This window comes from Pseudomonas sp. MHK4 (assembly GCF_054600775.1).
Genome location: NZ_BAAIAK010000002.1, coordinates 388,729 through 411,599 on the forward strand (window position 1 = coordinate 388,729; position 22,871 = coordinate 411,599).

The window sequence follows — 22,871 nt, forward strand, 5'->3', positions numbered from 1 at the left end:
GGGCCAAATCTAGGCAGTCTGCCGATAAACGACAAACAACCATATCTCGGACGAGCCATTAGAAAAACTATGGAGTGGGCATGATTCGACCTCACCTGCCGCTAAATGCGTTGCGTGCTTTCGAAGCGTCGGCGCGTCATTTGAGCTTCACCCGGGCGGCGATAGAACTGTGCGTCACGCAGGCGGCGGTCAGTCATCAGGTGAAAAGCCTCGAGGCTCAGCTGGCCGTCACCCTGTTCAAGCGCTTGCCTCGGGGTTTGATGCTCACCCGCGAGGGCGAAAACCTGTTGCCGGTGTTGTGCGACTGTTTCGACCGTATCGCCGACACCCTTGAACGCCTGCAGGGCGGGCATCAGCGTGAAGTGCTGACGGTGGGCGCGGTCGGCACGTTTGCGGTGGGTTGGTTGCTGCCGCGACTGACGGATTTCCAGGTGCGTTATCCCTATATCGATCTGCGTCTGTCGACCAACAACAACCGGGTGGATGTCGCCGCCGAAGGGCTCGATTACGCCATTCGCTTTGGCGCGGGGGCCTGGCACGGGATCGAGGCGTTGCGCCTTATCGATGCGCCGTTGTCGGTGCTCTGTGTGCCGGACATTGCCCGGCAGTTGCACGCACCCATCGACCTTTTGCAACACACTTTGTTGCGTTCCTACCGCACGGATGAGTGGTCGCTGTGGTTCCAGGCAGCAGGGCTGTCGGCCCCGGTGGCGCCACCGCGCAGCATCGTGTTCGACTCGTCGCTGGCGATGATGGAGGCGGCGCTTCAGGGCGCGGGCGTAGCGCTGGCACCGCCGATGATGTTCGCCCGGCAACTGATGGAACAGAAGATCCATCAGCCGTTTGCCATTGGCATCACCACCGGCAGTTACTGGCTGACCCGCTTGCAATCGCGACCGCAATCCGCCGCGATGACCGCGTTTCGCAGCTGGTTGGTAGACGCCGCGCAAAGCCAGGCCCTGCGCGACTTTTGATGTCAGCTGCGAAGCGGGGCACCTTCAGGGGCACGCCGCATTGGAAAGTAAGGCAGCAGGCGTTCGGTTTCTCTTTTGACCACCGCGTAGCATTCGCAACTCAGCGCCTCCAGACGCGTCCTGTCGAGTACCTTGATGTGGCCCCGAGTGTATTCGATGACCCCCAGTCGCTGTAGCTTGCCGGCGGCGTCGGTCACGCCTTCGCGGCGTACGCCGAGCATGTTGGCGATCAATTCCTGGGTCATGGTCAGCTCGTTGCCGGGCAGGCGATCGAGGGACAACAGCAACCAGCGACACAGCTGCTGGTCGATGGAGTGGTGGCGGTTGCACACCGCCGTCTGGGCCATTTGCGTGATCAGGGCCTGGGTGTAGCGCAGCATCAGCAGCAGCATTTCTTCGTGGCGGTTGAACTCGTCCTTGAGTTGCTGGCCGGGTAGGCGGTAGGCATGCCCGGCGCTTTGCACAACGGCGCGACTCGGCGTGCTTTCGCCGCCCATGAACACCGCGATGCCGATCAGGCCTTCGTTGCCGACCACGGAAATCTCGGCCGAGGCGCCGTTCTCCATCACGTACAACAGCGAGACGATGGAGTCGGTGGGGAAGTAGACATGGCGCAGGGCGCCGCCGGATTCATAGAGCACTTGGCCAAGGGGCAGCTCGACCAGTTCGAGGTGGGGCAGCAGGCGGTCCAGCGCTGGCGCCGGAAGCGCGGCCAGCAGGTAGTTCTGTTGTGGCTTGGGTACAGCAAACATATCAGCCACCCTTCGAGGGAAAATTCCCTGAGGGGGACAGGTTACTCCAAAGCGCCCTATGCGGGGCAACGCACCGACGTCGCCGCCGGCATCTGCGATGCTCAAGGGAGCGACGCTGCATATGCAGCGCCGGACATTGGAGATGGCCATGAGCAAACACATTGACCCGAATCTTCGCCAGGGCCCTGGCAAGCCCACGGCGAAACAGCCACAAAACACGCCGCCACCCCTGCATCCCAAGCACGGGCAGGCGGCCAACCAGCCTGTTCACAGCAAACTGAGCGATGCCGTGCAGCCGCACCACCAGGGCCCAGGCATCGATGCCTGAGCCCTGATTCGCCAAGAGCGCTGTACCTCAGCGCTCAAGATCGGCTTCGACGGTTCTATCGCAGCCAGGCATTTGCGCCTGCTGCGCTTTTACCGCGCAGGTCACCAGCACCTGATGGTCCTTGCCGTCATCTGACAATTGCAGCGCGTCCCGGCCCAACAACTCGCCGTCCAGCATGATCACCAGCGTGCTGGTCGTGCCAGGGCGCACATCGATATGGTAGGTCGTCGACCCATAGCGGTAGCGCAGCGTGTAGCCAGTCCAGCCCTGCGCCAGCAGCGGTTCGATATGCAAGGAAGTCCCGACCCGCTGCACGCCGAGCAATGACTCGACGATGAAGCGGTACATCCAGCCGGCCGACCCGGTGTACCAGGTCCAACCCCCACGGCCCGCATGGGGCGGCGTGCCATAGACGTCGGCCGCCATGACATAGGGCTCGACCTTGTAGGTCTCGAGCCGGCTGGCGACTTCACCGCCTGCGGGGTTGATCATGTCGAGCAACCGCCAGGCCCTGACGTTGTCGCCCAGCTCGGCGAACGCCATGCCGGCCCAGACTGCGGCGTGGGTGTACTGGCCGCCATTTTCCCGCACACCCGGCACATAGCCCTTGATGTACCCAGGCTCGAGAATGCCAGTGTCGAATGGCGGATCGAGCAGCAGCACCGCACCGGTGTCGGGGCGTACCAGGTGCTGCTCCAACGAGGCCATGGCCGTGCGCCGCCGGGTTTGCGGGGCCGCACCCGAGAGTACCGACCAGCTCTGCGCGATCGAGTCGATGCGGCATTCGTCATTGTTGGCCGAGCCCAGGACCTGGCCGTCGTCAAAGTACGCGCGGCGGTACCATGCACCGTCCCAGGCGTGTGCTTCCAGGCTGGCCTGGAGCAGGGCGGCCTGCTGGGTGCATCGCTGGGCGAAAGCAGGGTCGCCCTGCAATTGCGCGGTGATGGCGAAGCGCTGGAGAACATCAAAGCCGAAGAAGCCTAGCCACACGCTTTCCCCAAGGCCCAGGTGACCGACCCGGTTCATTCCGTCGTTCCAGTCACCCGTGCCGATCAAGGGCAGGCCGTGGCTGCCGCGCTGCAGGCTGTGTTCGATGGCGCGGACACAATGCTGATAGAGGCTTTCTTCGAGGTGCGATTTGCCCGGCAGATCGTAATAGGACTCCTCCCCGGCATTGAGCGGGCGGCCTTCAAGGTAGCCCACGGGTTCGGCCAGCACGCTGAGGTCGCCAGTGACGCTCACATAGTGACTGGTCGCCAGCGCCAGCCACAGGTAATCGTCGGAACAGCCACTGCGCACCCCCCGATCCAGCGGCGGGTGCCACCAGTGTTGCACGTCGCCTTCGGCATATTGATGGGCCGCACACAGCAACAAATGACTACGCACGCTGGCGGGATCAGCATGGAGCATCGCCATGCTGTCCTGGAGTTGATCGCGAAAGCCGATGGCGCCGCCGGACTGGTAGTAGCCACTGCGGGCCTGGAAGCGACAGGCGATCACCTGGTACATCAGCCAGCCATTGACCATCACATCGACGCTCGGGTCGGGGGTCTGGACCTGAATCACGTCCAGCTGCGAACGCCAATGCTCGCGTACCGCCTCCAGTTGCGCGGTGGCCGCTCCCAGGCCCCGGTACTGTTGCACCAGGCGTAGGGCCGACGGCGTATCCCGGGCTGCGCCGAGGCGGAAGACCACGTCCTGCTCATCACCGTTGTCGAGATCCAGGGCCACCTGTATCGCACCACAAGGATCGAAGCCGCCACCGGTACGGCCCGACAGGCGTGCCTGCTGCAGTCCTGCTGGTGCCTTGAGGCTGCCATTGCGGCCGACGAACTCGGTGCGATCGCCGCTGATGCTGATGTCGGTCGAGTCGGTATCGAGGAATGCCACACGTTCGCCAAACTCGATCGAATAGGCGTTCCTGGCGAAAAATGCGCCGCTGCTAGGGTCGGCTTCCGTTACCACATGCATCGCCGATTTGCTGCGCAAGTCGCCCAGCACCCACTCGACATAGCAGGTAGTCGACAGGCGTCTCGGGCGGCCTGAGCGATTGCGAACCTGCAAATGCGAGAACTTGATCGAAGCGTCCAGCGCGACGTACACCCACAACTCGGTGTGGATGCCGTCTTCATCGTGCTCGAACACGCTGTAGCCGAAGCCGTGCCGGGTACGGTATTCGCCAGTACCGGGACAAGGCTGTGGCGTCACCGACCAGAAATGCCCGGTTTCTTCATCGCGCACATAGATCGCCTCGCCGCTGGCGTCGGTGATCGGGTCGTTATGCCAGGGGCTCAGGCGAAATTCGTGGGCGTTTTCCATCCAGGTGTAGGCGCCACCGCTTTCGGAAATCACCGAGCCGAAGTGCGGGTTGGCCAACACGTTGGCCCAAGGCGCCGGCGTTGGCTTGCCAGGCTGCAGGGTCATGACGTACTCGCTGCCATCGGCACTGAAACCGCCATAGGTGTTGCCCAGCAATAAACCGTCCAGGGCGGGCAGGGCAGTGGCTGCCGTTGCCTTGGCCTGGCGCTTGAGGGTGGGGACCAGCGCCGGGGAAACCGGGCTGGCGTGACGCCGATGAAACTGTTCGGCGATGCTGCCATTGCTTTCGCTCAGCACCAGGCGCGCCACCGACAGGATCAGCGTTCGGTCCTCGTTCGACAACTGCTGCGCCGGACGCACGAAAATGCCCCCGGGATGGTCGATCAGCGCGGCTTCGCTGCCGGACGTCACCACCCCCATGATCAAGTCCTGGAGTTGCTGGCGATAGCCCGCCTGGTCTTCGTTCCAGATGACCAGGTCCACCATCAGGCCCTTTTGCCGCCAGTAGGCATGGGCCTTGACCATCTGCTGCACCAGCTCGATGTTCTCCACGGTGGCGATCTGCAGCAGCACGATGGGCAGGTCGCCGGAGATCGCCTGGCCCCAGAGGCTCGATTGATTGCGTCGGTTGGCCATCAATACGCTGTTTTCCGCGCGCAACGAGGCATTGGCGTAGAGGATCGACGCGGCCATCTGTTCAAACAGGCGGGCATCTTCCGGCGCGACATTGAGTTGGCGCAGCAACACCTGGCTGTGGGTCCAGGCCAGGTCGAAGACGCGATCGGCGAGGTGGCGGTCCCGGTATTTGTTGATCAGGTACAGGCAACCCTCACGGCTGTCCGCGACGCCTGTCACCAGGTCGATGGTCGCCGTTTGCCCAGGCTCCAGGGCAATGCGGCAGCGGATCGCGACGATCGGGTCGAGCACCGAGCCGGCGGTGCCGGACAGCTGCTGGACATGGCCATCGAGCGCCGCTGGCGCGGCAACGTCGCGCCCTCGACCGATGAAGCGCGCGCGATCGGTCTCGTAGGAAATCGCGTCGATGTCCGCGCCGTGGACGGCCAGCAGGTGACACATCCAGGGCACGGCTTCCTCAGTGGACCGGCGCCTGCGGGTGCAGACGATGGCCTGCAACGCCGGCAACAGTTCGGTCTGCACGAACAGGTTGCTGAAGGCCGGGTGCATCGCATCACTGATGGCTGGCGCCAGGACCACTTCGGCGTAAGTGGTGATCTCCACGCTACGCCGCACGCGGCCGCGGTTGGTGATGTGCAGCCGGCGCAGTTCGATATCGTCTTCGGGAGATACGACGATCTCGGTGTGTGTATCGAAGTCGAGCTCGCGAACCCGAAACTCGGCCCGGGCATCGCTGAAAATCGCCTCATGGCTTTCTGGCCGGTGCAGGGTCGGCTGGTGCGCCGAGGACCAGAACACGCCGCTGCTGACATCGCGCAGGTAGCAGAACATGCCCCAGTTGTCGCGGGTCGCGTCTTCCTGCCAACGGGTCACGGCGATGTCGTTGCAGCGGCTGTAGCCGCCACCGGCACTGCTGAGCATGACGTGGTAGCGGCCGTTGGAAAGCAGCTGGACGGCGGGGCGCTTGCGCCCGGGATCGGCGAACACGCGAAGCCTGGTTTCCTGCGTCCCTGCATTGTCCCCTGATGCAGGGTCCTGGGTCGCATGCAGGTAGGGCGCGGCGGTTTTCGGTACGCGTTCCTGCAGCAACAAGAGGGTCGCCTGGAAGGCCGGGATCGACTCGAAACGTCGCTGCATGGGCCGGTTGAGCAGCAGACTGGTCAAGGCCAGCAGGCTCATGCCCTGATGGTGCGCCATGAACGAGCGCACCACCGCATAGCGCTGGCCGCGGGGCAGGCGCGCCTCGGTGTAGTCGACCGCTTCGTACAGGCCATAGCGCCCGGCCGAGCCCTGGGCCGCCAGGCGTTGCAGGTTGCGGCAGGCCGCTTGCGGCTCGACCATCAGCGCCAGGGCGCTGGCGTACGGCGCAATCACCGTGTCCTCGGCCAGCCCGCGCTTGAGGCCAAGGCCCGGTACGCCGAAGGCCCGATACTGATAATTGAAGTGGCCGTCCAGGGTGTTGTAGCCCGACTCGGACACGCCCCAGGGAATGCCCAACTGGTTGCCATGCTCGATCTGCAAGGCCACGGCCGCGCGGCAGGTCTGCTCCAGCAGCGTGCCTTCATAGCTGGGCATGACCAGGTTGGGCATCAGGTACTCGAACATCGAACCGGACCAGGACAGCAGCACCGGCACCCCGCGATTGTTGCTGAGCAAGCGTCCGAGGGTGAACCAGGCCTGTTGCGGCAGCTGGCCCTGGGCGATGACCACGAAATTGGTCAGGCGCACCTCTGACGCCAGCAGGTCGTAGTAGCCGTTGTCCAGCCGGCGTTCGTCGGCGTTGTAGCCGATCGAGAACAGGTCGCGCTGGGCATCGTAGAGGAAGGTGAAGTCCATGCTCGCCAGAGACGCGGACAATTCGGCCAGATGCTCGAGTTGGCTGATTCGTGCCCGAGCCAGGGTTTGTACCGCCTGTACTTGCGCCTGATCGGCGGGCAGCCACAGCATGCAATCGAGCTCGGCCATGTGCCGCAGGGTGAGTGCCTTGGCCTGGGTGGGTGCCTGCGGCAGCTCGAAGCGCAGTCGCTCTGCCCGTAGATCCGCACACTGCGCCTGCAATGCCTGCAGCCAGTAGTATGCTTCTTCGCCAGCGCTGGCCGGGCTGTCGATTGTCAGGGCCTGCGCCTGATCGAGCAGTTGCAGGAGGTTGTCCGGGGTGTCCTGTTCAAGCGTCGACGCCACCTTCGCGCGCAGTTCCAGCACGGCACGATCATCGAGGCCCGCGCCCTGTAACGCCTGTTGCAGCACATCGAGGGTGTCGCCCAGGCCGCCAAGGTTGCGTCGGTCGAACAGGGGCATGTCGACCAACGCCAACAGCCCCGGCCGCAGGGTGAGCAACAGTCCCGCCAGGTTGCCGCTGTCCACTGTGGATACATACCGAGGCGCCAGCGGCTGCAGCGTCTGGGTGTCGTACCAGTTGTAGAAGTGCCCATGATGGCGCTCAAGGCCGGCCATGGACTCAAGGGTGGCGTTGATGCGTTCAAGCAGGCGCCCGCTGCTCAGGTAACCGAAATCGTGGGCCGCCAGGTGCGAGAGCAGGGCCATGCCCATGTTGGTCGGTGAGGTCCGGTGGGCAATGGTCGGCTTGGGTATTTCCTGGACGTTGTCCGGTGGCAACCAGTTGTCCTCAGGGCCCACATAACGATCGAAGAATGCCCAGGTCTGGCGTGACAGCATGCGCAAAAAGCGCAGGTCTTGGGCTGAGGGATCAAACCCTGTCGGTGTCGTCGGCAGGCTGATCCACCAGGCAATCGCCGGGCTCGCCAGCCACACCAGCAGCAAGGGTGCCGCCAGTGCGAGTACGTGGGGAGAGGAGAGCAGGGCAGCGAACAGCAGCAACGCCAGCGCAGGGGCAATCCACAGGCTTTTGTACATGCCGGCCAGATCGTTGCCACTGGAGCGCTCCACCTCACGGGAAGGTTGCCATTGCAGCAGGCGGCGTTTGCTGATGAGCATGCGCCACAGTGAGCGGCCAATCGCATCGAAGCTCAACAGCGCATCGGAGGGCAACCAGACAATCGAAAGCAGCGCGCGCATGAAATGCTGGCCCGAGGTATGCAATGCAGCAGTCAGGTGTTGCCCCAGGGGAATATCGGCCGCTTTCTGTACCAGCGCCAGTACCGACTGCAGCACCGGTTGCAGACACACCAGAATCACCACCGCCAACGTCCAGGAGGCGGCTTCGTTCGAACCCAGCCAGCCCCATGCCAGCATGGCCAGGAAGGCGCCCGGCTCCAGGCTGCGGCGCAGGTTGTCGAAAATCTTCCAGCGGGCCAGGTTGCTAAGGCGGTTGGCCGCGAATCCACCCTGGGGTTTCGGAGCCCACGGCAGTGCCCAGTACAGCACTTGCCAGTCGCCGCGAATCCAGCGGTGGCGGCGCTTGGCGTCGGCGCTGTAGCGCGACGGGTATTCTTCATACAGCTGGACATCGCTGAGCAGCCCGCAACGGGCATAGCAGCCTTCGATCAAGTCATGGCTGAGGATGCGGTTGTCGGGCAGGCAGCCTTCGAGTGCCTGTTCGAAGGCGTCGACGGCATAGATGCCCTTGCCGATGAAGGAACCGTTGCGGAACAGGTCTTGATACACGTCGGAAACGGCGCGGGTATAGGGGTCGATACCGGCATCGCTGCCAAACAGGCGGGCGTAGGTCGAGCGTGCCGTGCTGGGCAGGCTGATGCCCACCCGTGGCTGGAGGATGGCATAGCCGCTGACGATTTTGCCGCTCCTTTGATCGAATACCGGATGGTTCAGCGGGTGCATCATGGTACCGATGCACTGGCGCGCGACGTCCCGTGGCAGCAGGGTATCGGTGTCCAGGGTGATGACGAAGCGCACTGCACTCAGCGGCGCGACATCTCCGACGATCAATGCAAAGCGCTCCTGTCCTTTTCCTCGCAGCAACGCATTGAGCTCGGCGAGCTTGCCTCGCTTGCGCTCATGCCCCATCCATACCCGTTCGGTCGAGCTCCAGTGCCTGGGCCGGTGCAGCAGGAAGAAGCGGTCGACCTGGCCATCGGCATATTTGTGGTTGAGCGCCTCGATCAGTTGGCGCGCCAGGGCGAGCAGTTCGGCATCTTCGGGCATTACCTCGGCGGGGGCGTCCATGAAGTCGCTGAGCAGGGCGAAATGCAGGTTGTCATCGCGATTGGCCAGGAAGCGCACTTCCAGGCCTTCCGCCAGGGCCTCGATGTCGCCGGCGTTGGCAAACATCGTCGGCACCGCCACCAGGGTTCGTGCCTCGGCTGGTATGCCCTTGCTGTAGTCCAGGCGCGGCAGTAGCGACGGGGCTACGGTGAGGGTCACCAGCCAGTTGACCAACCCGATCGCCAGGCGGCTGGTCATCAGTAGTGCGGGCAAGGCGAGCAGGATCAGGCCCCAGGTGGGCGTGCCGCTGTGATAAGCGCTGCTGAGAAACGGCCAGGCCAATAGAAACGTCAACAGCAGTGCAGGGCACAGGTAGAACTTCAACGGGGCGCTCTGCAGCAGGCGCTTCCAGCGTTCGAGCGGCGACACGCTGGCGTGCAGCGCCTGCTCCAGGCCAAGCAAGCCGTCCGCCACCAGGTAATAACCCACGTGCCCGGTTACGCCGCTGGGTTGTGGGGTGCTGGCCAGTTCGATGGCGGCCTGTGCCACCTGGGTTTCAGACTGCACGCAATGCCGTGCGAGGCGTTCGACCACATGGCGGTAACGATCGCGTGTGGCAAAATCCATGTTCGCGTAGACGCCCGCCGGGTCCGTGCACAAGACCTGTTCGACATGGCTGAGCAGCTCGACGAACTCGCGCCAGTCGGTCGCCGCCAGCAAGCGCAGGCTGGCGATGCTGTTGCTGATAGACACCTGGTCGCCGGATTGCTGCTGGGCATCCATCTGCACCAGGCGTTCGACGGTCTGGCCGGCCTCACCGAGGGTTTGTTCGATCCACGCCATGGGCAAGATCAGCGCGGCGCTTTGCCCGTGCAGGCGGCGCGCCAGTTCAGCGACGAATGAGGGCGTCATCGGCGGCGCGGAGCGCGCCATGTCGGCCACGGTCAAGACCACGCTCTTGGCGTCGCGCTCGGCCATTTCGATCAGGCGATCGGCCCAGTCATCGGCAAGGTTGCGGTCATCCCGATTGGCCATGACCCGGGACGCCACGCGCCGCAGATTCTCGATCAGCGCCAGGCGCAGCATGATCGGGATGGCCCACAGCTCGCCCAGGGTCAGCGGCGTGATGGTCTGATAGGAGGCGATGAAACAATCCAGGCTCGGCGCGTCGACCCGGCCATCGCCGTGGGCGATGGTTTCCAGGGCGATGTCATAGACCCGCGGCAGGCCTGCCGAAGGACCTTCGGCCAGGCGTGGCAGCTCGCGGCTATAGCCATCGGGCAGGTGGGTCCTGGCGGTGCGGATGTTTTCTTCGATCAGGTAGAAGTTGTCCAGCAGCCATTCCGCCGCAGGGGTCGCACGGCGACTGGACTGTTGAACGGTCTTGAGCGCTGCGCAGCTACGTTCCAGCAGCAGTTGGTTGTCCGTCAGGCGGCCCAGCAAGGCGTCCTTTCTGGAAAGACGCCCGAGCACATGTTGGCGGGCCAGGAGGATACCGTGGTCGGCCATCTGCTGCGCATTGAACAGGTCGGAACGCAGGATGGGCTCGTACTCGAACTTGTGTCGCGCGGCACTCCACCTGAGCCAGATGGCCGGTGAGCGCCAAAGACTGGACAGGGTGCGAGTCAGGATATTTTGCATGAAATCCTTCGTACGACGCGCGCAGGGCAGGTCGCATGTGGAATGAAGGCGGTTCTACGCCAGGCTGGGTGTGCGGGGCATTGCGCCGCCGGGCGCAGCATTCCACCGTCGAGTGTGAAGTGTTTATCGGGGAGAAGTCTGTTCGGTAGCGAACATAGGCGGTGCTGGAAGCAGGTATCTTGCGTTGCGATACCTGCTAACGAGGCACGCGATTGGCGGGAGCAATACAGCGGTCATTAAAGTCGCCACTTGGTCTATCTATCCATTTGCAGCGGAAACAGCATGCGCTATCGACGTCTTGACTTGAACCTGCTGGTGGCCCTGGACGCCTTGTTGAGCGAATGCAGCGTCAGCAGGGCCGCAGAACGATTGTGCCTGGGCCAGTCGGCGACCAGTTCAGCGCTAGGGCGCTTGCGCGAGCACTTCAATGACCCGTTGCTGGTGCAGGTCGGGCGGCGACTGGAGCCCACGGCCTTGGGGTTGGAGTTGATGCCCAAGGTGCAGGAAGCTCTCGCCCTGACGCGGGAGATTGTCGATGCACCGGTGAATTTCGACCCGGCCACCTGTACTCGGCAATTTACCCTGGTGGCTTCGGACTACGTGGCCGGGGTGCTGTTGCCAGCGGTCAGTCTTGAGTTGGCGCGTGTCGCGCCGGGTGTGCGTTTGAGCCTGCGCGACTTGCCCGTGCCGCGCGATGGTGATGTGGTCAGCGAAGCGCTGGACTATCGTCGCAGTGATTGCGTGATTGTGCCGCAGCGCCGGTTGAACCCGGTTTACCCCCAAGTCCCCTTGATGAGTGACCAGCTGTGTTGCATCGTCTGTGCGCAGCAGCCGCAATTCGCCGAGGGTTTGAGCCTGACGGGCTACTGCACCGCCGAACATGTGGTGCGTGAGTTTGCCGACGGGCGAAACCTGGCCATGGATGCTGTGCATCTGCATGAGTTGGGCGTTCATCGACGGGTGGCGGTGGCCGTTGAAAGCTTCGCGCTGATGCCGGAGTTCATTGTCGGTACCGCGCGAATTGCCACTGTGTTTCGTCGGCAGGCAGAGCGTTTCGCCGAGCGTTATCCGCTGTGCATTCACCCCGCACCCCTGGCTTTTCCGGACGCCGTACAGGTGCTGCAATGGCACCCGTATCAGGAGCGGGATCCGGCGCTGATGTGGTTTCGCGGCCTGTTGCTGGAGCAGGCCGCGTTGCTTGATCAACCCACCGGCTGATCACCGGTATCGGCCACCAGGCCTGCCTGCTCGATGGCCTGCACGGCGCAGCGCTCGTCGTTGTCCGAGGTGTCACCGCTGATGCCAACGGCACCGAGAATCTTCCCCTCGGCATTACGGATCAGCACACCGCCAGCCACTGGAATCACTTCACCACCGGTCAAGCTGTTGATCGCATCGAAGAACGCTGGCATGGCTTGCGCACGCCGTGCCAGTTCCCGTCCGCCGAAGCCCATTCCCAGGCAGCCCCGCCCTTTGCCGGTGGCGATTTGCGGGCGCAGGAAACTGGCCTGTTCATCGCGCAGGACCGCCAGCGGATGACCCGCTGCATCCAGCACGGCGGCGGCCAGGGGTTTGATCCCGGTTTCCCGGGCGATGCGGATCGCGTTGCTGGCGATGTGGGTGGCTGTGATCAGGTCAAGTGTATGCATGACGTCGATCCTCATACGGCCCACTTGCCCAGTTGGGCAACTCGATCGCGGGTGTACAGGTCAGTCCACTTCAATGAGTTGAAATCGGAGACTTGCTTGGGGTTGTAGGGGCTGCGTTCCATGCGCACCGGCTGACCGGCCTTGTACACGGCCTTGAGGCGCGAGCGGTCCTGAAGGATGCGGATGTCGTGCAGCGGCGAGCCGTCGAGCAACAGGAAATCCGCTTGCTTGCCCACTTCCAGGGAGCCGATGGTCTCACCGCGCGGCATGCAGCGCGCACCGACGGCGGTGGCGGCGTACAGTGCTTCGGCGGGCGTGAAACCCAGGCGAGTGACCAGCAGTTCCAGCTCACGCGCATGCCACTCGCCATAAGGTGTCACGGCAAAACCGCTGTCGCTGCCACAGGCGAACGGCACGCCGGCCGCCTTGGCACGTTTGAGCACCGCCGAACCGACTTCCAGCGTGCGTGCGCAATAGCCGGCGTACCCGGTGCTGATGGCCGGGTCGTGGGGCTGGCAAAAATCCACGGTGTTTTGTGGAAAGGTCATGGTCGGCGCGAGGATACTGCCGGCTTCGAGCAGGGCCTCGATGCAGGCGTCGTCCATGTAGAAGGCGTGGAACACCAGGTCGACACCGGCGCGGGCGGCGTACATCACCGCTTCACGACCATAGGCGTGGGTCGCTACTTTGCAGCCCAGGCGATGGGCTTCCTCGACCATCTCGTAGGTTTCTTCGGCGGTGAACGCCGCGATGATTTCGCCGTTCGGGCGACGGTGGGTGCCGTCCATGGCTATCTTGATCAAATCTACGCCGTCCTTCGCCTGCTTGCGGATCTCGGCCAAGGCTTCGCTGCGGCTGGTGACCAGGCGCGCGGTGAAATATTCCGGAGCGCCCACGCGGCTGGGAAACCAGTCATTGAGGCTCTGGCGATTGGTGATGACCCGGCTGCTGGCCGCGATGCGCGGGCCCTCGAACAGGCCCGCGGCGATCGCATTACGCACCGCGATGCTGAGCTGGCCGCTATCGCCCGGGCAAACCATGCTGGTCACGCCGGCGGCCAGCACATGCTGGGCGAAGAACATGCCGCGCAGCGCGCGGAATTCGTCGCTGGTCCAGATATCGATGTCTTCTTCGCTCTGCGCGTTGCCGAAGGCCAGGTGGGTATGCACGTCCACCAGACCCGGCATGACAAAGTTATCGCCGGCATCGACAACGCTGTCACCCGCTTGTGGCAGCGGCGCCTGGGCTGTCGGGCCGACGTAGGTCAGCAGGCCGTTTTCCACGACCAGGGTTTGCTGTTGGCGGGTATGCAGGCCAGTACCGTCGAACAGGGTCTGGCATTTGAGGTGCAGGGCATTCATGGCGTTTTCACTTTGCTGATTGTTATGCAAAGCGAGGCTAGGGCGTGGCCATGGAGGCCACCAGCAACTTGGATCAATGGCCGGGTATTGATGGCTTCGATAGCTGCTGCACGCTAGCCGCAGCGGGGGCATTGCGGCGCTGAGCGAGATCAGGAAGCGGGTATTGCAAGTGGCGATGGCTGGCATCGTGATCGACGATTTTTTATCGGCTGGGTCGAAAGTCTATGGTGCGCGCTCATCACCCACAGAGAACCATTCCTATGACCACCGCAGCTGTAAAAAACCAACTCCTGGCACTTGAACAGGAACGCCGCCGGGCCTTGGTTGAAGAAGATTACCCACGCGTCGCCGAGCTGTTCGCCGATGACCTGGTGTATGTGCACACCACGGGATTGGTGCAAGGCAAGGCGGACTATCTGGAGTACGCACAAAGCGCAGTACAGTATCTGGATATCGAGCGGGGCGAGTTGCAGATCCGCTTCTACGGCGAACACCTGGCGGTGATGACCGGAACGCAATGCAACACCTTGCGCAAACGCGGCGGCGACCAGTCGATTCGCGGTGACGGGTTCGCCACGCAAGTCTGGACGTTCGGTGCCGAGGGCTGGCAGATCAGCTCGTTTCATGGCACACGTGCACCTAACTGAACTCGTTAGCACGCTATCGCTAGCAAGCCAGCTCCTACAGGTTTTCGGGTGCCTGAGGATTGTTGGGCGCCACACAAATCTGTAGGAGCCGGCTTGCTGGCGATGCGCTGGTGGCCGTTATGCCGTCATCGCTGGCAAGCCAGCTCCTACAGGTTTTGCGGGGGCATGCGGATTGTTTGGCAGCCCACGAATCTGTAGAAGCCGGCTTGCTGCGGGCGGCGTTCCGACGATGACGTCCGTACAGTCACATCCAGAACCAAACTGTGACAACGCTCCTCATTCTGGCGCACTAGCCTTGTGTTTCGGTATTGAACACAGGAAGGCAATGGAATGCCTGATCATCCCCACGCCAATCGCCTGCGCGCCGGGCGCTATTCCCAATCCGGGCAAATTTATCTGCTCACCGCGGTGACCCGCAATCGCGAGCCATTATTCACCAATTGGCCGACAGGGCGGCTCCTGGTACGGCAATTTCAGAAGGCACACGCTGACGATCTGGCAGACTCCCTGGCCTTTGTGGTCATGCCTGATCATTTTCACTGGCTGGTTGAGCTGAAGAACAGCACCTTGCCGGAATTGATGCTGGCCACCAAATCACGCAGCGCCCGAGCAATCAATGCTCACCTGGGGCGAACAGGATGTCTTTGGCAAAAAGGCTTCCACGACCGTGCCATTCGCCATGATGAGAATTTGCTGGCAGCTGCGCGTTACGTCATCGCCAACCCCATACGCGCCGGCCTTGTCAGGCGTGTGCATGATTACCCGTTGTGGGACGCCAAATGGCTGTAGGGGTGGTTGCAGAGTTTTGGTGCGACATAAATCCGTAGGCGCCGGCTTGCTGGCGATGCGGTGGTGGCCGTTATGCCGTCATCGCTGGCAAGCCAGCTCCTACAGGTTTTGCGGTGAATGTTGGGTTTATGGTGTGACACACAGCTGTAGGCGCCGGCTTGCTGGCGATGCGGTGGTGGCCGTTATGCCGCCATCGCTGGCAAGCCAGCTCCTACAGGTTGTGCGGTGAATGTTGGGTTTGTGGTGTGACACAAATCCGTAGGAGCCGGCTTGCTGGCGATGCGGTGGTGGCCGTTATGCCGTCATCGCTGGCAAGCCAGCTCCTACAGGTTTTGCGGTGAATGTTGGGTTTTTTGTGTGACACACATCTGTAGGAGCCGGCTTGCTGGCGATGCGGTGGTGGCCGTTATGCCGCCATCGCTGGCAAGCCAGCTCCTACAGGTTTTGCGGTGAATGTTGGGTTTGTGGTGTGACACACATCTGTAGGAGCCGGCTTGCTGGCGATGCGGTGGTGGCCGTTATGCCAGCCATTGCTGGCAAGCCAGCTCCTACAGGTTTTGCGGTGTATGTAGGGTTTGTGGTGTGACACACATCTGTAGGAGCCGGCTTGCTGGCGATGCGGTGGTGGCCGTTATGCCGCCATCGCTGGCAAGCCAGCTCCTACAGGATTTGCGGTGAATATTGGGTTTGTGGTGTGACACACATCTGTAGGAGCCGGCTTGCTGGCGATGCGGTGGTGGCCGTTATGCCGTCATCGCTGGCAAGCCAGCTCCTACAGGTTTTGCGGTGAATGTTGGGTTTGTGGTGTGACACACATCCGTAGGAGCCGGCTTGCTGGCGATGCGGTGGTGGCCGTTATGCCGCCATCGCTGCGATGCGGCGACCCGACAAGCCAGCTTCTACAGGGGCCAGGTCAAGCCGTGTGGCCACCCAGGTTTTCGGCAACCCAGTCGGCGATGTACTGACCCGCGTTGATGCTGTTGTCAAAGCTCGAATGCTGCACACCACCTTCGCGTTCGGTGAAGATCTTCAGTTCACGCTTGGGGCTGTTGACCAGTTGCTCGTACGTACGCTGTGCCCACTTCAGCGGGATCTGCGAATCCTTTTCGCCGTGGGTCACCAGGAACGGCACCTTGATCCGGTCCAGCACGCCGTCCAGATGGACGTTCTCGGCGATGGCCATGAACTCATCCATATCTTTTGCACCCCACACCCACTGCACGTGCGCCCAATAGTGCGGTACGGGGAAGCTGCCTTCCTTTTCCAGGCGACGTTTCTGCACATCGCGCCAGTCATGGTTCGCGCCCCACACCACACCGCAGGCAAACCGTGGCTCGAAGGCCACGGCGCGCGGGCAGTAATAGCCGCCAAGGGAGACGCCTTCCAGGCCGATACGCTTGGCATCCACATCGCTGCGGGTTTCCAGCCAGTCGACTACGCGGCTGGCCCAGTGCTCGCTGTCGTAACGGGCAATCAGGTTGTGCAGGCGCAGGGCTTCACCCGTGCCGGGCTGGTCGATGATCAACGACGAGATGCCGCGTTTTGCCAGCCAGGCCGGCAGGCCGACGCGGTATTTCATTTCCTTGGTCGAATCCAGTCCGTTGACCTGCACCAGGATCGGCGCCGGCCCGCTCACGCCTTCGGCACGCACCAGCAAGCCGGAAATATGTTTGCCCTCGTAGGGGATTTCAACGCGCTCGCAGTTCTCCCGCGACAGTTCGAGACCGCGCTTGAAGGTCTGCAAAAAACGCTGGTACAGCTCGGTACGGCCCGGCGCGCCATGGGCCTGCAGGCGCTCGCAGGTCAGGTAATAGGTGGCGGCGCGATTGTACTTTTCACCGGCGGACAGCAGCCGGCCGTTACCTTCGTCTTCCTCGGCCAGGCCGCAGAGTTTGTCGGCCATCTTCGCCCAGGTTTCGCGAAACGCCTTGGTGCCTGCGGCGTCGGGCTGCTTGGCGGCTTCCTGCAGCGGCGCGCACATCTCTTCGATTTCGCCGATGCGGGCGCCCATCTCGATGGCCAGGTTGACTGAGAGATTCCACACGTAATTGGTCGGGAAATAACGGAACATGATTGTTGTTGTCCTTGTGGTTGCCTTGAGCGTTCACAAGGCACGTTAAGGACGCACCGGCTAATTGACCAATCGTGACTCGGGATGCGAGGTATCGCGAGCGGCGATAGGATCCTGTTCCAGATGCTGGATGAACTCGCTGATGCGCTCGCGCAGCCAGCGGTGCATCGGGTCGCCGTCCACGCTGCGGTGCCAGAGCATGACCTCGCGCATGACCGGAATCTTCACCGGTGGATTGAGGATGCGCAGCGGCAGGTGCTGGGCATACAACCGTGCCAGGCGCTGGTGCATGGTGGCGATGCGTTGGGTGCCGACCACCAGCTGCGGCAGGGTGTTGAAGTCGTTGGTGATCACTTCGATACGGCGGTTGAAGCCGTACTGGTTCATGAACCACTCTTCGATGCTCAAGTGCCGGGTGCGACCAAAGCCGACGGAGACATGGCCCATGTCCATGTACTGCTCAAGGGTCAGGCTGTCGCCGACCTGGGTATTGCCAGCCCACACCACGCAGACGTGTTCTTCCTCGAACAGCAGCTTGTGGGGATGGCCGTCGATGATGTAGCGCTCAGGCACGATCATCAGGTCGACCTCGCCGCGAATCAGCAACTCACCGGAATTGTCGCCAGGGCCGAGCATCTCGAAAGTGATGTTCGGCGCTTCCTGATGGATCTTCTGGATCACCTGGGCAAACAGCACGCTGATCAGGTAATCCGAGGTCACCAGGCGGAAGTGGCGCTTGCTGGTGGTGGGGTCGAACACCGGCTTGGCGGTGATCGAGGATTGAATCGTCAGCAGCACTTCGCGGATCGGTTTGGCCAGCTCCTGGGCATAGGGCGTGGGCTGCATCTTGCGCCCCACCTGCACCAGCAGTTCGTCTTCGAAATAACTGCGCAGACGCCCGAGCACGCCACTGGTTGCGGACTGCGTCATGTGCAGGCGTTCGGCGGCACGGGTGATGTTCTGCTCTTCGAGCAATACATCGAGTGCCACCAGCAGATTGAGATCCAAGTGGTTGAAACGCATCAGGCATGTCCGTTGTTGTATTTATTTTCACGATACATTCCGGTGAATTCATCGTCCCGTCAACCCCGTCCTTGCACTGTCATCCCGCGCCTTCAGGTATCGCGTTTGCCGATAGGTCGCATCCCCACTCGCGATTAGTCAGCTGCCAAACAGCGCGTCACTCTTCGCCGCAGTCGGACCTCTGGCCGACACCACCACCGGATTCCATGCGCAGCTGAACGGCCTGGTCGAGCAGTCTCCGGATCATAATTTCAATGGAGTGGTAAGCCATGAACATCATTGGCCTTGATGCCCTGATCTTTGGCGTCGATGACATCCAAGCCTGTACCGATTGCCTGCGTGACTACGGCCTTGCGCCGGTTGACGTCGACAGCGATGGCGGGCGTTTTGAAGCACTGGACGGCACTGCCGTGATCATTCGCCGCGCGGACGATCCGACCCTGCCGGTGGCCATCGGCCCGGCGCCGTCGATTCGCGAAACCGTCTACGGCGTTGCCAGCGCGGCGGACCTCGACGCCATCGAGGACGAGTTGGCGCGCGACCGCCAGGTGTCCCGGGAAAACGGCGTGCTGCACAGCGTCGACGACATGGGCTTCGCGATCGCTTTCCAGGTCACCGTGCGCAAGGCGTACAACGCCCCGGACGACCTGACCAACGCCGCCGGCCATGCGCCGCAGCGCCCGCTGAACCAGCCGGGCATTACCCTCGACATGAGCGCGGTGCCACGCACTTTGTCCCACGTGGTGTATTTCGTCCCCGACGCGGCCAAGGCCGAAGCGTTCTATGCCGAACGTCTGGGCTTTCGAACCACGGACACCTTTGTCGGCGCCGGGCCGTTCATGCGCCCGGCGGGTTCCGATGACCACCACTGCCTGTTCATGATCCAGACCCCACCGCACATGAAGGGCTGCGAACATTTCACCTTTCACATGGGCAGCGGCACCGAAGTGCTGTTGGCCGGCACGCGTTTCGAGCAAAAAGGCTGGACCAGTTTCTGGGGCCCTGGCCGTCATCTCTTTGGCTCCAACTGGTTCTGGTACTTCAACAGTCCATTGGGTTGCCACATTGAATACGACGCCGACATGGACAAGCACGATGACGCCTGGGAGGCCCGTCGCGCGCCGTTGTCGGCGGATAACTCGCAGCTGTTCCTGTTCAATTCGAAGGAGAAATGGGCACCCGGCGGCCCGCCACCCAAACAGGGTTGAACACGGGTGTCTGCCATGAGCCAACGCGATTTTTACCTGTGCCGGATGGACGATCTGGTGGAAGGGCAGGCGCGCGGATTCGATCCATTGCAGCGCGGCAAAGACAGTGTTTTTGCCTTGCTGCACGAGGGCCAGGTGCGGATTTATCGCAACAGTTGCCCGCATCTGGACGTACGCCTGGAGTACCGCAAAGACCGTTTTTTATCTGCCGACGGCCAGTTGATCGTCTGTTATGCCCACGGTGCGCAGTTTCTGCCGAGTACCGGCGAATGCGTCTACGGCCCTTGTCTGGGCCAGAAGCTGGAGGCGCTGGCGTGGCGGGTGGAGGAGGGCTGGCTGGTGCTGCAAGTGCCCGGCATTGAAAGCGCGTCGCCCCGTTTTGAGGTATCGCGTTTGCAGATACATCGCATCCCTACTCGCGATTAGTCAAATCCCTGCTTTGACCGGAAGCTGGACCCAACGACGCAGTGCCCGACGCTGCATCGAATCACAAGAATAACAAGTGAGAAAACCATGAGTGCAGTGAACAAAGTTCTGATCGTGGGCGGTGGCATTGGTGGCTTGTGTGCGGCCATCGCACTGCGGCGCAAGGGCATTGAGGTCGATCTGGTCGAACTCAAGTCAGAGTGGACGGTGTACGGCGTCGGGATCATCCAGCAAAGCAACGTGGTCCGCGAGATGGCCAAGCTGGGTGTGCTGGATGGTTATCTCGATGCGGCGTACGCCTTTGAAGACGTCGCCATCTATGGCCCGGCCGGCCAGCAACTGGCGCGCATTCCGGGTCAACGACTGGCAGGGCCTGCGTACCCGGCCAACGTCGGCATTTCTCGCCTGGCGCTGCACAAGGTCCTCAGCGAAACGGCGCTGGAGCTTGGCGCGCAAGTACGCCTGGGTCTTAGCGTGGAGTCCTTGAAGGACACAGGCGACAGCGTTGATGTGCTGTTCACCGATGGCAGCAGCGCTGCCTACGACCTGGTGGTCGGCGCCGACGGTCTGTTCTCCAGGGTTCGCGATCTGCTGTTCGGCGACACCTACACCCCGCGTTTCACCGGCCAGTCGGTGTGGCGCTACAACTTCCCGCGTGCCCCGCAGATCGATCACCTCGCCAACTACCAGAGCGCCGAAGGCAACGCCGGCCTGGTGCCGCTGGCCGGTGACCTGATGTACCTGTTCCTCACGTCCCACGAACCGTCCAACCCGTGGATGGACCCGGCCACGCTGGCCGAGCAGATGCGCCAGCGCCTGCAGGGTTTCACCGGCCTCATCGGCGAACTGCGCGAGCAGATCACAGACAGCAGCCAGGTGGTCTACAAGCCGATGGAAGTGGTCTTCGTCGACGAGCCCTGGTACCGCGGTCGCGTCCTGCTGATCGGCGACGCCGCCCACGCGACCACGCCGCACCTTGGCCAGGGCGCCGGCATGGCGATTGAAGATGCCATCGTGCTCAGTGAAGAACTGACCCGCGACGGCAGCGTCGAGCAACAGCTGCAGCGCTTCATGGCGCGCCGTTTCCAGCGCTGCAAATTCATCAGCGAAAGCTCGGTGCTGGCCGGCGACAAGGAAATGCAGCACGACCGTGAGTTCGACCGCATTGGCCTGGTCAAGCAGATGCTCGCGCTGACGGCCGAGCCCATCTGATTCACCCACAGCAGTTACCACTATAAAAACAAGAGGTTAACGCGATGGTTAGTTCCACGACTGCGACGCTTGCGCGCCGCCAGGTCAGCATCTCTGCACCCTTTGCTTTCAGTCTGGCCGCGGCGTTGGTCCTGTGCAGCCAGGCTGCCCATGCCTTTTCGGTGGATACCGGCAATCCGGATTTCAACCTGCGCTGGGATAACACCGTGAAGTACAGCGCCGCCTGGCGTACGCAAAATCCCAGCAGCAAACTGAGCGAGGGCCAGGTGGCACTCAACCAGGATGACGGCGACCGGGCATTCAAGAAAGGCCTGATCTCCAACCGCACGGACATCCTTTCAGAGCTGGACATGTCGTTCAAGGACGTCGGCGCGCGCCTCAGTGGTGCCGCCTGGTACGACACCGAATACCAGCAGGACAACGATAACGACGACCCGGCACGGGCCAACGCCCGTTCCGTGGCCTACGACGAATTCACCGACGACACTCGCCACCTGCATGGCGGTAAAGGCGAATTGCTCGACGCGTTCGTGTACTGGAACGGCGAGCTGGCCGACCACGCCACGTCCGTGCGTGCCGGTCGCCACGGCTTGATCTGGGGCGAGAGCCTGTTCTTCGGGGCCAACGGCATTGCCGGTGGCATGGCACCGGTCGACGTGGTGAAGGCACAGTCGGTACCCAACACCCAGTTCAAGGAAATCACCCGGCCGGTCAATCAGCTGTCGGGCACCTTCCAACTGACCGACGACGTGTCGCTTGGCGCTTTCTACCAGCTGGAATGGGAGGAAACGCGCCTGCCGGGTGCCGGCAGTTACTTCTCCACCAGCGACACCATTGGTGAAGGCAACGAACGCCTGATCGTCGGGGCGCCATTCCCTGCGTTCCTCGGTGGCAATCCCGCCAGCCCGGCGGCGTTCTTCCATGGCAATGACAAGGAAGCGAAAAGTTCGGGGCAGGGCGGCCTGCAGTTGAAGTACAGTGCGGAAACGGTCGAGTACGGACTGTACGCGATCCAGTACCACGACAAGACCCCCAAGCTCTACCTCAAGCCCTCCACCGGCGCACCGAACTTCAGTACCGGTCAGATCGGCGAGTACTACTGGGTGTACCCGGAAGACATTCGCGCATTCGGTGCCAGCTTTTCCACCACCGTCGACGAATACAGCTTCGCCGGTGAAGCCTCGATGCGCTGGAACATGCCGCTGGTTTCCAACGGTCAGACCGTCCTGCCCGGCGTGGTTGCCGACAACGATGACGACGCCCTCTACGCGGTCGGCCGTACCGCCCACGTCAACCTCAACGTCCTGGCCTCGTTCGGGCCGAACTTCCTGGCCAGGGAATCGGGACTGGTCGGCGAGATCGCCTGGAACCGACTGCTGAGCGTCACCAAGAACCGCGCCGCCCTCGACCCCAATGCCACCGACGACGGCCTCGGCTTCAAGGTCGTCTACACCCCGACCTACCGCCAGTTCTTCTCCGGCATCGACATCAGTATCCCGGTCGGCCTCAGCTACTTCCCCCTGGGCAAATCAGCGGTGGTCAGCTCCTTCGGCCCGGACAACGGCGGCGACATGAACATCGGCATCACCGCGACCTACCTGGATCGCGTCACCGCCGGCCTGACCTACACGCATTACTACGGCGCCGAGGACACCAATCTCAACGCCGCCAGCCAGTTCAATTACAAGCAATCGCTGAAAGACCGGGACTACCTGGCTTTCTCCGTCAAGACCACGTTTTAAGAGGACTTGC

General features: G+C 62.5%; 15 protein-coding genes. 9 read left to right on the forward strand and 6 right to left on the reverse strand.

The window, feature by feature from the left end:
• The first annotated feature begins 80 nt into the window (after window positions 1-80).
• Window positions 81-974, forward strand: coding sequence for a LysR family transcriptional regulator (locus ACYP2Q_RS06700; protein WP_459729777.1), 894 nt, complete (start codon window positions 81-83; stop codon window positions 972-974).
• A 2-nt stretch (window positions 975-976) separates the two neighbouring features.
• Here the strand turns inward: ACYP2Q_RS06700 and ACYP2Q_RS06705 are convergent, their stop codons facing one another.
• Window positions 977-1,726: a Crp/Fnr family transcriptional regulator gene (locus tag ACYP2Q_RS06705; protein WP_459729778.1), complete on the reverse strand. Its 750-nt coding sequence runs from the start codon at window positions 1,724-1,726 to the stop codon at window positions 977-979.
• 148 nt (window positions 1,727-1,874) lie between these two features.
• Here ACYP2Q_RS06705 and ACYP2Q_RS06710 point away from each other — a divergent pair, with 148 nt between their 5' ends.
• Window positions 1,875-2,054 (forward strand): hypothetical protein, encoded by a 180-nt coding sequence (locus tag ACYP2Q_RS06710; RefSeq protein WP_459729779.1) that lies wholly within the window; start codon window positions 1,875-1,877, stop codon window positions 2,052-2,054.
• A gap of 27 nt (window positions 2,055-2,081) precedes the next feature.
• On the opposite strand, the gene ACYP2Q_RS06715 is transcribed toward ACYP2Q_RS06710, so the two are convergent.
• A complete protein-coding gene (locus ACYP2Q_RS06715; RefSeq protein WP_459729780.1) occupies window positions 2,082-10,733 on the reverse strand; it encodes a GH36-type glycosyl hydrolase domain-containing protein in 8,652 nt (2,883 codons plus the stop codon).
• A 282-nt stretch (window positions 10,734-11,015) separates the two neighbouring features.
• On the opposite strand from ACYP2Q_RS06715, the gene ACYP2Q_RS06720 reads away from it, so the two are divergent.
• Window positions 11,016-11,951 (forward strand): LysR family transcriptional regulator, encoded by a 936-nt coding sequence (locus ACYP2Q_RS06720; RefSeq protein ID WP_459729781.1) that lies wholly within the window; start codon window positions 11,016-11,018, stop codon window positions 11,949-11,951.
• Here the strand turns inward: ACYP2Q_RS06720 and ACYP2Q_RS06725 are convergent.
• The gene (locus tag ACYP2Q_RS06725) at window positions 11,936-12,382 is read right to left on the reverse strand and encodes a GlcG/HbpS family heme-binding protein (RefSeq protein WP_459729782.1); all 447 of its coding nucleotides are present in this window, start codon (window positions 12,380-12,382) and stop codon (window positions 11,936-11,938) included. The genes ACYP2Q_RS06720 and ACYP2Q_RS06725 overlap by 16 nt on opposite strands.
• 11 nt (window positions 12,383-12,393) lie before the next feature.
• Complete coding sequence (locus ACYP2Q_RS06730; protein ID WP_459729783.1) at window positions 12,394-13,743, reverse strand: metal-dependent hydrolase family protein; 1,350 nt, start codon at window positions 13,741-13,743, stop codon at window positions 12,394-12,396.
• A 260-nt stretch (window positions 13,744-14,003) separates the two neighbouring features.
• Between ACYP2Q_RS06730 and ACYP2Q_RS06735 the strand changes: the two genes are divergently transcribed.
• Both ACYP2Q_RS06735 and ACYP2Q_RS06740 read left to right on the forward strand, forming a co-directional pair.
• Window positions 14,004-14,390 carry a nuclear transport factor 2 family protein gene (locus tag ACYP2Q_RS06735; protein WP_459729784.1) on the forward strand — a complete coding sequence of 129 codons (387 nt, stop codon included), beginning with the start codon at window positions 14,004-14,006 and terminating at the stop codon, window positions 14,388-14,390.
• 330 nt (window positions 14,391-14,720) lie between these two features.
• Window positions 14,721-15,179 (forward strand): REP-associated tyrosine transposase, encoded by a 459-nt coding sequence (locus ACYP2Q_RS06740; RefSeq protein ID WP_459729785.1) that lies wholly within the window; start codon window positions 14,721-14,723, stop codon window positions 15,177-15,179.
• Window positions 15,180-16,092: 913 nt separating this feature from the next.
• Here the strand turns inward: ACYP2Q_RS06740 and ACYP2Q_RS06745 are convergent.
• Complete coding sequence (locus ACYP2Q_RS06745; protein WP_459729786.1) at window positions 16,093-17,250, reverse strand: alpha/beta hydrolase family protein; 1,158 nt, start codon at window positions 17,248-17,250, stop codon at window positions 16,093-16,095.
• A gap of 60 nt (window positions 17,251-17,310) precedes the next feature.
• A complete protein-coding gene (locus ACYP2Q_RS06750; protein WP_274077844.1) occupies window positions 17,311-18,273 on the reverse strand; it encodes a LysR family transcriptional regulator in 963 nt (320 codons plus the stop codon).
• 269 nt (window positions 18,274-18,542) lie between these two features.
• Between ACYP2Q_RS06750 and ACYP2Q_RS06755 the strand changes: the two genes are divergently transcribed.
• From ACYP2Q_RS06755 to ACYP2Q_RS06770, 4 genes are all read left to right on the forward strand, one after another.
• On the forward strand, window positions 18,543-19,481 hold the full coding sequence (locus tag ACYP2Q_RS06755) for a VOC family protein (protein WP_459729787.1): 939 nt from the start codon (window positions 18,543-18,545) through the stop codon (window positions 19,479-19,481).
• A 15-nt stretch (window positions 19,482-19,496) separates the two neighbouring features.
• Window positions 19,497-19,907: a Rieske (2Fe-2S) protein gene (locus tag ACYP2Q_RS06760; RefSeq protein WP_459729788.1), complete on the forward strand. Its 411-nt coding sequence runs from the start codon at window positions 19,497-19,499 to the stop codon at window positions 19,905-19,907.
• An 87-nt stretch (window positions 19,908-19,994) separates the two neighbouring features.
• On the forward strand, window positions 19,995-21,119 hold the full coding sequence (locus ACYP2Q_RS06765; RefSeq protein ID WP_459729789.1) for an FAD-dependent oxidoreductase: 1,125 nt from the start codon (window positions 19,995-19,997) through the stop codon (window positions 21,117-21,119).
• Between the two features lie 44 nt (window positions 21,120-21,163).
• Window positions 21,164-22,861, forward strand: coding sequence for a DUF1302 domain-containing protein (locus ACYP2Q_RS06770; RefSeq protein ID WP_459729790.1), 1,698 nt, complete (start codon window positions 21,164-21,166; stop codon window positions 22,859-22,861).
• Window positions 22,862-22,871 lie beyond the last annotated feature (10 nt).